This window comes from Enterobacter sp. Cy-643 (assembly GCF_011752815.1).
Taxonomy (GTDB): Bacteria; Pseudomonadota; Gammaproteobacteria; order Enterobacterales; family Enterobacteriaceae; genus Cedecea.
Window position 1 is genome coordinate 1,554,170 of sequence record NZ_VWWV01000001.1, and the last position, 11,622, is coordinate 1,565,791.

The following is an 11,622-nucleotide window of genomic DNA, read 5'->3' on the forward strand; positions in this document are numbered from 1 at the left end:
GATTCAAAAAATCTCAACCCCCTCACTTTAACGTAACGCATAACTTAACGCGTCGACGGCCCCAGGCGGCGGCTAATCGGCTCAAACTCAGGCGTGGCATGGCGCGGTAAAGTATCCGGCTTATGCTCATCCATTGCCTGCCAGTACGACCAGGGCACTTTCCTTTTTCCCAGCTCATAATCCATGCCGTCCCAGGCATCTTCGCGAAAGCTGTAGAATGCCCAGTGCGCCTGCGTTTTATCCAGCGCGCTGAGAACATCCTCGAGATACTGACGGCACCCGGCCAGCTGGCGCATACAGCCAAACTCCCCCGCCACCATACGATTCTGCGCGACTCCACGCTGCTTAGCCCACCAGAACGGCTGCTGCAGATACCCGGCCACGCGCTCCCCGTTCCATTTCTCCTGCTTGCCGCCAAACGGAACAACGCCGGGATAGACATAGGGTTTCAGGCGTTTGAGGTTTGGCGCGCTGGTGGCGTCGTAGGGTTCATACATATGGAAGCTGTAAAGCACGCGGTTATCACTCAGGGCGGCAGGCCAGTAGCTAAAGCTGTCGGCGGCGGCATACCAGCCGCTATCCACCATGATAGGGGTTGTCTTATCCACTTCGCGAATCGCGTTGATCACGGTTTGATAGAACGCCGGAAGGTCTCTGGCCGTGCCCTGGTGCGCTTTGTACCAGGTTTGCATTTCTTCCAGAGAGGCATGTTCCGGCAGGCCGGCCCGTTTCTCCGGCGCAGGCTCATTAATCAGGTTGTAGGCGGCAATCGCCGGATTATCTTTTAGCTGCCCGGCCAGGTCACGCCAGAACTGGGCGCTTTGCTGCCAGAAACGTTTATCCTGCCACAGCCGGTCATCAAACCGGCCATCATTGTTTTGCGCCCAGCGCATCCCTGGCAGCGAAAGCGGCGTAATCACCACTTTAAGCCCGGCGGCGTGAGCGCGTGCCAGCGTCTCTTTCAGGGTACGAAGATCCTGCGTCATCAGCCCCTGATAGTGGTCGGCATTCCCCAGCAAATAATCACGCTGTTCCGGCTGCCATTTGTCCCAGGACAGCCGTACCCAGCTGGCGCCATAGCCTTTAAGGGCGGTGAAATAGGCTTGATCGGGCGGCAGACGGTTAAAACTGTTGCCGCCGTGCTGCGGCGAATTCCAGAAGGCGATGCTGTCCATGGCAAAGGCGGAACCAGAGAGCAGCGCCAGCCCCGCCCAAAGTGCTTTGAGTTTCATGACAAATACCTCAGTAACGAAAGAGGCCGCAGTATTGCCGGTTAGCGGGCGTCGATTGTCAGAGGAATGTCAGGATAGCGGCGTGGGCCTTAGTTTTTCATCGTCGCCAGCGGGCCGGCGAGGCGGTGTTCGGTTCGTACCGCCACGCTGCCCCGGTTTTCCGCGCTTACCACGGCCACCGTGGCCCATACGCTTTCGGCAGGCTTCGCAGGCCAGGGCACCAGCGTCAGCTGGTCGCTTTTTGCCCACCAAATCTGGTTATAGTCGCTGCGATTAAGCAGCGTTTGCTCAAGCCAGGGTTTGGGGCAAGCAGGAGACACCTGCGGCGTAGTGAGCGTAATGGCGCGATCGTGAAGCTGGATCTGCGTTAACCCGCCAATACCCTGTAACGCCAGAGGCTGCTGCCATTGCTGCCCGCCGCTCGACACGGTCAGCAGATAGACTCCTTCGCTCAGCGGCTGAGTAAACTCTTCGCTTTCGATCCGAAACTCACTTTCCGCTTCATATTGCACCGGCACTGCGGCGAACGCTTTTTTGCCATCGGGCAGCATCAGGCCAACGTTAATATCCTGGCGGGGGCTCTTTCCACTCAAAGTTATGCGATAAATTCGGTTAAGCGGCATATCACGCTGCATCAACGTAAGCGTTAAGTCGTCCAGCCACTCAGGAACCGCCGTGGAAAGATCTTTGCCGCATTGCCGACTGACCACGGCATTAAGCGCCTCTTTCCAGGCCTGCCGCTGTGCCTCGCTGCCCAGCCGCGGCCAGACATCAATCAGTTGCCTGTTGGCAAGATCGTCTTGCTGGTTAAACAGCTGATGATATACGGGCTCCAGCGGCGTTTGGGGCAACGTTGCACCGACGCTGAACGAGGAGACGGTCAGCAGGGCTGACAGTCGCAGTTTCATTTCGCTAACTCCAGCCGATAGCCAATCCCGCGCACGCTTGTAATCGGCAGGCCCGGCAGTTTTTGCCGTAACTGTAAAACATGCGTATCGACAGTCCTGGTTGACGGAAAACGTTGATAGCCCCAGACCTGATTGAGCAATTCATCCCGGGTAAACACGCGCCCCGCCATCTGCATCAGCATCGCCAGTAGCGCAAACTCGGTTGCCGTCAGCGCGACCTCTTTTCCCTGCCAGGTCGCAATTTGCCGCGCCGGAAGTAAGCTGAGTTCCCCGCAGACCAGCAGCCCGTCGCCCAGGGGGCGAAGCTGTGCCCGGATGCGGGCCAGCAGCTCAACGTGAGCAAACGGCTTGCTCAGATAGTCACGCGCGCCCGCCTCCAGCCCCGCCACCCGCTCTTCAACGCTCACTTTTGCCGTCAGCACGATCGTCGGCAGGGCTTTTTTTGCCAGCCACTGAGGCAAAAACCGCAGACTGTCGCCTTCAGGAAGCTGGCGGTCGAGAATCGCCAAATCCGCCTGATACCAATGTTCGAGGACATTCGCGCTGTTTCGCAGCCAGCGGCAGCTGAACCCCTCCTGCTGCAAAAATGCCGCCAGCCCTTCGCCCAACGCGATATCGTCCTCAATTAACAACAAAGAATGCGCTTTAGTCGGGTTCATACGGCAACTCCAGGGTAAACGTGGTTGGCGCGGGGCTGAACGTCAACTTGCCGTGAAGGCGATGAGCAACGCGCTGAACAATGGTCAATCCAAGGCCAAGACTGCTGTTTGACCAGCGTAAACGGCGGCTGTTCAGCAGCGGGTTTTGAGTGATATTTCCGCTATCGCTAACCTGGAAAGTAAGGTGCGTTCTGGTTTTATGCACCGTCAGGTGCACGGGAGGCTTTCCGTGACGGAACGCATTATCCAGTAAATTCGTCAGACACAGGCTGCTCCAGTAGAGCGACACGCCCACGATCATGTTTTCGTCCAGGCAGTACGTCAGCCCGTCCCGATCCGCACACAAGTGATCGAGCCAGTCGCTGAGCCGGACCTGAGTCGGCGTTTCCAGCGCTTCCCGCTGATGCTCCGCTATCAGGTAGTGTTGGCTGGTTTCAGCCATCTGCCGCATCCGCTGCAGCGTGTCGGCCAGAGCCACAAAATTAAGCTGGGCACCTTCCGGCAACCGGTCGAAGTCACGGCGAAAATGTTCGACCACGTTGCTCAGTTGAGCGATGGGCGTGCGCAGTTCGTGGGTCAGCATTTGCGTGATAAACCGCTGACGCTCACGCAGTTGCCTCCGCTGCCAGGCCATCCATATCAACCCCGACGCGGTAAACAGCACCAGCAGGCCAAAAAGCCAGCGCCAGACGTTCCCGTAAGCTTCGCGAGCATTGACGCACAGCGCGCCCGTTCGCATATCGCAGCGCCCCCCGGCGTTAACCAGTTCGATATCGGACTGTCGGGCCAGAGGCTGCCAGACCTTCGCCTCATAGCGCTGCCATTGCTGTTGGCTGAATCGCCAGAGTTGACCGTTTTGCAGCAGCCAGTGCTGGCCCCCAAGCAAGGCGTCAAGATTGTCATCGGACAGCGTCCCAATGCCCGCCAGATCGTCCGGTCTTTCCCGTACATGCAGCGAGTTTTTTAGCGCGGCGGCCGCTCCCGGATGGCGCAGGATATACTGCCAGGCGCTGCTTCCCCCAAGCGGATAGAGCGGATTCGCGATGAACCAGGACGCAGGCGGTATATTCGCCTGGCATAACGCTGCAATGAATGATTTCGCCGTAGCCGAGAGTTCGACCTCGCTTGTACAGCGCCTATCCAGATGGTAAAGCGCCGTGAGGTCCGGCAGCGGCCAGGCCTGAAACTGAGGATACATGGATTCGGGCTTGAGCAGCGCCGCATCAAGCTGCTGAAGGGTTTGCAGCGAGACCTGCGCCGCCGGGGTTGACTGGTTTAATGCCGCACTAAAGCGGGCCAGATCCTCGTCGAGTTCCGTCGCACGAGCCGAACCTGCATGCAGCCAAAGGGCAGCACACAGCCAGAGCATCGCGTAATGAAACAACGGGACAAATCTCCGGGTCACGAGAAAGGCCTTAATTTATGAGCGGGTGGAAAGCTGCCTGGCTGGCAGCATGTTTATCTCGCCGATTGCGCCGCAAGAAAGGATTAAGTTTGTCAGCCGGTGGATACGCCGGGGATCGAAGGACACCCGGCATTTGTAACACCGACGCGATCAATAATACTCCACCGTATTTTTAATGGTGTAATGGTCCACCTTTGGCGGCGTGACGGAATCATCCGTCATTTCCAGATCGCAGGACAGCGAGTTGAAATGGCGGTCATAATCGCAGCTTTGCTTTGCCACCCCGATGATTTTGCCGTTCAGGCTGGTTGTCGCGCTGTAATCCAGCTTTTTCTTTTTATCGACACCGGCTTTCGCCACGATGGCAAGCTCGCTGTCTTTCGATTTGGTGATTTTCCCCAGCGGATAGCCTTCGCTGTCGTACTTATAGGTCACCAGCACATCTTTGCCTTTGGCGGCGGTCACAAAGTCGTTGTCGTCGGTGTCGTAGCTGATGCCCGCGGCAGGGAGTTCGGCAAGCTGACATTTCCCCTGCAGGCGGACGCGTTTTTCAAGGCTAACAGCGTCAACATAGTAGTTTGCGTCGAGCGTCAGCGATGCCCCGCTGTTGTTCTCCAGGTCGTGAAATTCCAGCGTGTCGAAGCAGCCTTCTTCCGACAGCGTACCGCTGACCCTTTTCAAAACCTGGCCTTTGTCGTTCATCAGCGTCTGGCTAAAATCCTTTACCGGGCCGCGCATCGGATCGAAATCAAATTCGTTAGAAAAACTGGCCATTTCCGGCGTGTACGCCTGCGGCGACGTCGAGTTATCGCAGCCTACAAGGCTCAAAACCAGCGCACCGAGGGTAATGATTTTCTTCACGTTTTGCCGCTCTCCTGTTTTTATGTCATAACATGATATAAGCAAATACAACACTTTACACTAGAAGCGCTATTCTTAACGTTCAACTCAACATAAGGAAGAGATGATGAAACGTACCGTTTGGTTAAGCACGATACTGCTGATCGCTGCCGCACCGGCGTTGGCCGCACAGGGCAGTTGCGAAAAAGTGAAAGCGGAGATTCAGCAGAAAATTGTCAATAACGGCGTGCCTGAGTCAGGCTTCTCCCTCACTATCGTACCTAACGATCAGGCAGACAAAGCCGGCGGCCAGGTCGTCGGCCACTGTGCGAACGACACGCAAAAAATCGTTTATACCCGCATCGCGGGCGGCGCTGCGCCGGAAAATGAACCGCAATAATCCCCTGCAGGGTGCCGGGCACCCTGCTTTCCTTCATCTATTTCCCCTCATCCACCGCAACTTTGACTGGCGTTAATAACGTCTACGCCTAATTAAGTAACACTCTTCCCCCGAGCGCCCCCTGACGGGCAGCTTCAGCAATCACCAAACAATAAATAAACTCAAATAATAACGTCTTCCACACGACAAAAAAGTCATGGAGAGAGCGATGTCGAACCTCAATCATCCAGGCGGGATTAGCCGCCGCAGCCTGGTAAAATCATCAGCCATTGGCGGCCTGGCCCTCGCCGCAGGCGGCATTTCGCTGCCTTTTGGTATGCGTAGCGCCGCGGCCGCGGTTGCTGACGCCCTGTCGCCGGAAAATAAAGACAAAGTTGTCTGGGGAGCCTGCTCGGTTAACTGCGGCAGCCGCTGCGCCCTGCGGCTGCACGTTCGCGACGAAGAAGTTTACTGGGTTGAAACGGACAATACCGGACTGGACACCTATGGCGACCACCAGGTTCGCGCCTGCCTGCGCGGGCGCTCCATCCGCCGCAGGATCAACCACCCGGAACGCCTGAATTACCCGATGAAGCGCGTAGGCAAGCGTGGAGAAGGTAAATTTGAACGCATCAGCTGGGACGAAGCGCTGGAGATAGTCAGCCACAGCCTGAAGCAGACCGTTGAAAAATATGGCAACGAAGCGGTCTACATTAATTACTCGTCCGGCGTTGTCGGGGGGAATATCACCCGCTCTTCCCCTTACGCCTCGCTGGTCGCCAGGCTGATGAACTGCTACGGCGGTTTTCTGAGCCACTACGGCACCTACAGCACCGCCCAAATTGCCTGCGCCATGCCGTACACCTACGGCAGCAATGACGGCAACAGCACTTCGGATATCGAAAATAGCAAGCTGGTCGTCCTGTTCGGCAATAACCCGGCAGAAACGCGTATGAGCGGCGGCGGGATCACTTATTACCTTGAACAGGCTCGCGAACGTTCCAACGCCCGCATGATCGTTATCGACCCGCGCTACACCGACACCGCAGCAGGCCGGGAAGATGAATGGATCCCTATTCGCCCCGGAACGGATGCCGCGCTGGTGGCCGGGCTTGCCCACGTCATGATTAGCGAAAATCTGGTCGACCAGACCTTCCTGGATAAATACTGCGTCGGCTATGACGAGACAACCCTGCCCGCCGATGCCCCACGCAACGGTCACTATAAGGCTTATATTCTGGGTCAAGGCGACGACGGGATAGAGAAAACACCACGGTGGGCGTCCGCGATTACCGGCATTCCGGTGGACAGAATCATCAAGCTGGCGCGCGAAATTGCTGGCGCCAAACCCGCCTACATTGCCCAGGGCTGGGGGCCGCAGCGCCAGGCCAACGGCGAGTTGACCTCACGCGCCATCGCCATGCTGCCGATCCTCACCGGCAACGTAGGGATCAACGGCGGCAACAGCGGCGCGCGTGAATCCACCTATACCATCACCATTGAACGTATGCCGGTGCTGGAAAACCCGGTCAAAACGCAGATCTCCTGCTTCAGCTGGACGGACGCCATCACTCGCGGCCCCGAAATGACGGCCAAACGAGACGGCGTGCGCGGGAAAGAGAAGCTGGACGTGCCGATCAAGTTCATCTGGAACTATGCCGGCAACACGATTATTAACCAGCATTCCGACATCAATAAAACCCACGCCATTTTGCAGGACGATAAGCAGTGCGAAATGATTGTGGTGATTGAGAACTTCATGACGTCGTCGGCGAAATACGCCGATATCCTGCTGCCGGACCTGATGACCGTTGAGCAGGAGGACATTATTCCTAACGATTACGCCGGTAATATGGGCTACCTGATTTTCATCCAGCCCGCCACCGCGCCTAAGTTTGAGCGCAAGCCTATCTACTGGATGATGAGCGAAGTGGCTAAACGCCTGGGAGACGGGGTGCATCAGGCCTTCACGGAAGGGCGAACCCAGCGCGAGTGGCTGCAATATCTGTACGCTAAAATGCTGGCAAAAGATCCGGCGCTGCCTGCCTATGAAGAGCTGCGCGCGATGGGGATTTACAAGCGTAAAGATCCGGCTGGCCATTTTGTGGCTTACAAAAATTTCCGCGAAGACCTTCAGGCTAATCCGCTCAAAACCCCGTCGGGGAAAATTGAAATTTATTCCAGCAAACTCGCCGGGATTGCCGCCAGCTGGGAGCTGGAAAAAGACGAAACCATCAGCCCGCTGCCGGTGTATGCCTCCACCTTTGAAGGCTGGGACTCTCCGCAGCGCAGCGAGTTCCCTCTCCAGCTGTTTGGCTTCCACTACAAATCCAGAACCCATTCAACCTATGGCAATATCGACGTTCTGCAGGCTGCCGCACGTCAGGAAGTCTGGATTAATCCGCTCGACGCAAAACGTCGCGGCATTGCCAACGGCGACAAAGTCAGCGTGTTTAACGGGCGCGGTGAAGTGCATATTGAGGCGAAGGTCACCCCGCGCATCATGCCTGGCGTTGCCGCCATGGGCCAGGGCGCCTGGCACGACGCCGACATGAACGGGGACCGCATTGACCACGGCGCCTGCATTAATACACTGACTACGCACCGCCCTTCGCCGCTGGCGAAAGGCAATCCGCAGCATACCAATCTGGTTGAAATTAAGAAGATTTAAACGTGATGGCAAAGCCTTGTCGCTTTGCCTGTTTTCGCCTGGCGCCCGCGACGCAAAGCGGAGTCAGGTGCCCGACTAAAAGGAATGAAAATGCTCTCTGAACAACAACGCCTGCCGGCGATAGCGCTTAGCGGCCGGGTGCTCGGAGCCCTGTTTTATCATGCCCCCAACCACCCGGACAGCGCCGCGCTGATGGCGATGCTTGCCGCACCGGACTGGATTCGCGAATGGCCGTTCCAGACCCCAGCGCTGGCGTCCCTTGCGCCGCTGATGGCTGCGGGCCAGGCCGACCAGGCTACGCCGATAAGCGAAGAGTTCCAGCGCCTGTTTATTGGCCCTTATGCGCTGCCGGCGCCACCGTGGGGCTCGGTCTATCTCGACAAAGAAAACGTGCTGTTTGGCGACTCACTGCTGGAGCTTCGTCAATGGATGCGCGAACAGGGCTTTGCCCCGCAAACGGAACAAAACGAACCTGAAGATCATTTTGGCTTAATGCTGATGCTGGCGGCCTGGCTGGCCGACCAGGGGCTGCGGCAGCCGTTGGATGAACTGCTGGCCTGGCATCTGCTGCCCTGGGCCGAACGTTATCTGAGTCTGCTTACCGAAAACGCAGCGAATGATTTCTATATTGGCCTGGGTGAACTTGCAAAACTGACGCTCTCCGGCTGGAAAAACGATATGTTGATGCCCGTCGCCAGCAAAGAGCTGCATTTCTAAGAATCCTGGATTTTCAGGAAGCCGGATGCACCCGGTTTCCTGAAAAAACGAGGGTTTCTGCAGTTATCAAATGTGACAACGTCACCTTGCGTTAACATTTTTAAGACAAATCTTTACTTTTCATCCACAGGCCAGATGCCATAAGGCCTGAGCATCAGTTTATCGACTGAATCATTAGCCTCTTAATTGTCCCTTAAACTGGAATCCTTCCCGCTGCGTTGCTATAGCTCCAGACACCCTGCCGACACATGGCATAACAACAGGCCGCCTCCCCGGCGGCGATAACGCGTGCACACAGGGAGACACACTGCAATGCAAAACGCATCCTTCGCAACACGGTTCTTACTTGGGCTGGTGGCGCTGATTTTAGTGCTTGCTCTGGTGGTTTGGGGCATCGGCCTCGACACCCTTAAAGCCCGGCAGGTCGATTTACTCTATCTCGGGCAGCAGCATCTGATTCTGGTGTTCAGCTCAATGGCGCTCGCCCTGCTGGTCGGTATTCCCAGCGGAATATTGCTCAGCCGCCCTGGCGCGCGCCGCTGGGCCGAGTACGTGATGCAAATTTTCAACATCGGCAACACGCTGCCGCCGCTGGCGGTGTTAGCGCTGGCGATGGTGATTATCGGCATTGGTGACAAACCCGCGATCGTTGCCCTGTTCCTCGCGTCACTGCTTCCCATCGTCCGTAATACCTATGCCGGACTGTGCAGCGTGCCACCATCACTGATAGAAGCCGCCAACGGAATTGGCATGACCAAACTCCAGCGGCTGCGCCAGGTTGAAATTCCCAACGCCTGGCCGGTGATCCTCTCCGGCGTGCGCATTGCTACGGCCATCAACGTCGGCACCGCCCCGCTGGCCTTTCTTATCGGCGCGAGCAGCTACGGAGAGCTTATTTTCCCGGGGATTTACCTGAACGATTTCCCAACACTGATACTCGGCGCCGTGGCAACGGCCCTGTTTGCGCTCATCCTCGACTTAGCGCTTGCCAGCCTGGGGCGGGTGCTCAGCCCCCACACCGCCCAATAACAACAATAAGGAGCGTGTATGAAACTGCTTTCACGGATGCTAACTACGGCGTTTGCCGCAGCCTCCCTTATCGCCACCCAGGCTCAGGCCGCACCGCTGATTCTGGCGACCAAAAGCTTTACCGAGCAGCATATTCTGTCGGCCATGACCACGCAGTATCTGGCTAAAAAGGGCTTTCAGGTGACGCCGCAGACCAACATTGCCACCGTAATTTCCCGCAATGCGATGATCAACAAGCAGATTGATATGACCTGGGAGTACACCGGCACCTCGCTGATTATCTTTAACCACATTAATCAGCGAATGACGCCGGAAGAGTCGTACAACACGGTCAAAAAACTGGATGCAAAGCTGGGTCTCGTCTGGCTTAAACCCGCGGAGATGAACAACACTTACGCCTTTGCCATGAAGCGCGAACGGGCAGAAAAAGAAGGCATTATCACGATGTCGCAGCTGGTGGAGCGCATCGAACATGTGCGCCAGACCGACCCAAAACATAACTGGATGCTGGGCCTGGATCTGGAGTTTGCCGGGCGCAGCGACGGCCTGAAGCCGCTGCAGCAGGTGTACCACATGCCGTTGGACCGCCCGCAGATCCGCCAGATGGATCCCGGCCTGGTCTATAACGCCATCCGCGACGGGTTCGTTGATGCCGGCCTGATCTACACCACCGACGGGCGCATGAAGGGCTTTGACCTGAAAGCCCTGGTGGACGATAAGGGCTTCTTCCCAAGTTACGCTGTCACGCCTGTGGTGCGTAAAGACGTGCTGGACTCGCATCCGGGCCTTGAGGAGGCGCTGAACACCCTTTCGTCCGAACTGAACAATGAGGTGATAACAACCCTGAACGCTAAAGTTGATATCGACCATGAAACCCCGCAGCAGGTGGCCCGTGAATTCCTGCAGCAGAAAGGCTTGCTCTGAGGAGGTATCGTGGAAACGTTACATTATATGATTGATAACGCGGGGTATATTGGCTCACTCACCCTGCATCACCTGTGGCTGGTGCTGATCGCCGTCGGTCTGGCAATCCTGATTGGCGTGCCGCTGGGCATTCTTATCGTGCGCCATAAATGGCTTGCCACGCCGATACTCGGCTTTGCCACTATTTTGCTCACCATTCCGTCCGTGGCGCTGTTTGGCCTGATGATCCCCCTGTTTTCGCTGATCGGTCAGGGGATCGGCGTCGTTCCGGCGGTGACGGCGGTGTTCCTGTACTCGCTGCTGCCAATTGTTCGCAATACCCACACCGCGCTGGATAGCCTGCCGCCGGGGCTACGTGAAGCTGGACGAGGCATCGGCATGACGTTTTGGCAGCGCCTGCGTTGGGTGGAAATCCCCATGGCGCTGCCGGTAATTTTTGGCGGAATTCGAACCGCTGTGGTGATGAACATTGGCGTCATGGCCATTGCCGCCGTCATTGGCGCGGGCGGTCTGGGCTTGCTGCTGCTTAACGGCATCGGCGGGAGTGACATCCGCATGCTGATTGCCGGGGCGGTGATGATCTGCCTGTTAGCCATCGTGCTCGACTGGCTGCTGCATCGCCTGCAGCTGCATTTCACTAAATGGTAAAAGAGGCCGCTATGCATTTCGTCCGACTCTTTATGCTTGCGTCTTTGGTGCTGCTGACCGCCTGCGCTTCCCGGCCAGCGTCCAAACCGCCTCAGGACACCCCAGAGTGCATGAACTATCGCCATATGATGACCGCACCTATGCCGCCGGACGCGATGCAGCGTCTGAAGCAGAAGTGTGATGACTCCCGCCACAAGCTTATGAATTAAG

Annotated in this window: 12 protein-coding genes; 7 read left to right on the forward strand and 5 right to left on the reverse strand. The window is 57.0% G+C overall.

The features are described from left to right. Positions 1 to 44: 44 nt before the first annotated feature. The 5 genes from F3J29_RS07160 to F3J29_RS07180 all read right to left on the reverse strand — a co-directional run bounded on the left by F3J29_RS07160 (position 45) and on the right by F3J29_RS07180 (position 5,065). Entirely contained in the window at positions 45 to 1,232 is a 1,188-nt protein-coding gene (locus F3J29_RS07160; RefSeq protein ID WP_166864330.1) for a glycoside hydrolase family 5 protein, read from the reverse strand. Positions 1,233 to 1,321: 89 nt separating this feature from the next. Continuing rightward, on the reverse strand, positions 1,322 to 2,140 hold the full coding sequence (locus tag F3J29_RS07165; protein ID WP_166864332.1) for a DUF2861 family protein: 819 nt from the start codon (positions 2,138 to 2,140) through the stop codon (positions 1,322 to 1,324). Continuing rightward, positions 2,137 to 2,799 (reverse strand): response regulator transcription factor, encoded by a 663-nt coding sequence (locus F3J29_RS07170; RefSeq protein ID WP_166864335.1) that lies wholly within the window; start codon positions 2,797 to 2,799, stop codon positions 2,137 to 2,139. The genes F3J29_RS07165 and F3J29_RS07170 overlap by 4 nt, the downstream gene beginning before the upstream one ends. After that, positions 2,786 to 4,183: an ATP-binding protein gene (locus tag F3J29_RS07175; protein ID WP_166864337.1), complete on the reverse strand. Its 1,398-nt coding sequence runs from the start codon at positions 4,181 to 4,183 to the stop codon at positions 2,786 to 2,788. Before F3J29_RS07175 ends, F3J29_RS07170 begins: the two co-directional genes overlap by 14 nt. A gap of 171 nt (positions 4,184 to 4,354) precedes the next feature. Next, the gene (locus tag F3J29_RS07180) at positions 4,355 to 5,065 is read right to left on the reverse strand and encodes a YnfC family lipoprotein (protein ID WP_166864339.1); all 711 of its coding nucleotides are present in this window, start codon (positions 5,063 to 5,065) and stop codon (positions 4,355 to 4,357) included. A gap of 106 nt (positions 5,066 to 5,171) precedes the next feature. Between F3J29_RS07180 and F3J29_RS07185 the strand changes: the two genes are divergently transcribed. The 7 genes from F3J29_RS07185 to F3J29_RS07215 all read left to right on the forward strand — a co-directional run bounded on the left by F3J29_RS07185 (position 5,172) and on the right by F3J29_RS07215 (position 11,621). Continuing rightward, positions 5,172 to 5,444: a DUF1161 domain-containing protein gene (locus F3J29_RS07185; protein ID WP_166864343.1), complete on the forward strand. Its 273-nt coding sequence runs from the start codon at positions 5,172 to 5,174 to the stop codon at positions 5,442 to 5,444. A 208-nt stretch (positions 5,445 to 5,652) separates the two neighbouring features. Then, the gene (gene ynfE, locus F3J29_RS07190) at positions 5,653 to 8,094 is read left to right on the forward strand and encodes a selenate/tellurate reductase subunit YnfE (protein WP_166864346.1); all 2,442 of its coding nucleotides are present in this window, start codon (positions 5,653 to 5,655) and stop codon (positions 8,092 to 8,094) included. A gap of 90 nt (positions 8,095 to 8,184) precedes the next feature. Continuing rightward, a complete protein-coding gene (gene dmsD / locus F3J29_RS07195) occupies positions 8,185 to 8,811 on the forward strand; it encodes a Tat proofreading chaperone DmsD (protein ID WP_166864348.1) in 627 nt (208 codons plus the stop codon). A gap of 312 nt (positions 8,812 to 9,123) precedes the next feature. Continuing rightward, the gene (gene osmY / locus F3J29_RS07200; protein WP_166864351.1) at positions 9,124 to 9,840 is read left to right on the forward strand and encodes an osmoprotectant ABC transporter permease OsmY; all 717 of its coding nucleotides are present in this window, start codon (positions 9,124 to 9,126) and stop codon (positions 9,838 to 9,840) included. An 18-nt stretch (positions 9,841 to 9,858) separates the two neighbouring features. Further along, positions 9,859 to 10,764 (forward strand): glycine betaine ABC transporter substrate-binding protein, encoded by a 906-nt coding sequence (locus tag F3J29_RS07205; protein WP_166864354.1) that lies wholly within the window; start codon positions 9,859 to 9,861, stop codon positions 10,762 to 10,764. Positions 10,765 to 10,773: 9 nt separating this feature from the next. Further along, the gene (gene osmW / locus F3J29_RS07210; RefSeq protein ID WP_008459235.1) at positions 10,774 to 11,412 is read left to right on the forward strand and encodes an osmoprotectant ABC transporter permease OsmW; all 639 of its coding nucleotides are present in this window, start codon (positions 10,774 to 10,776) and stop codon (positions 11,410 to 11,412) included. 11 nt (positions 11,413 to 11,423) lie between these two features. Next, complete coding sequence (locus F3J29_RS07215) at positions 11,424 to 11,621, forward strand: hypothetical protein (RefSeq protein ID WP_166864357.1); 198 nt, start codon at positions 11,424 to 11,426, stop codon at positions 11,619 to 11,621. Position 11,622 lies beyond the last annotated feature (1 nt).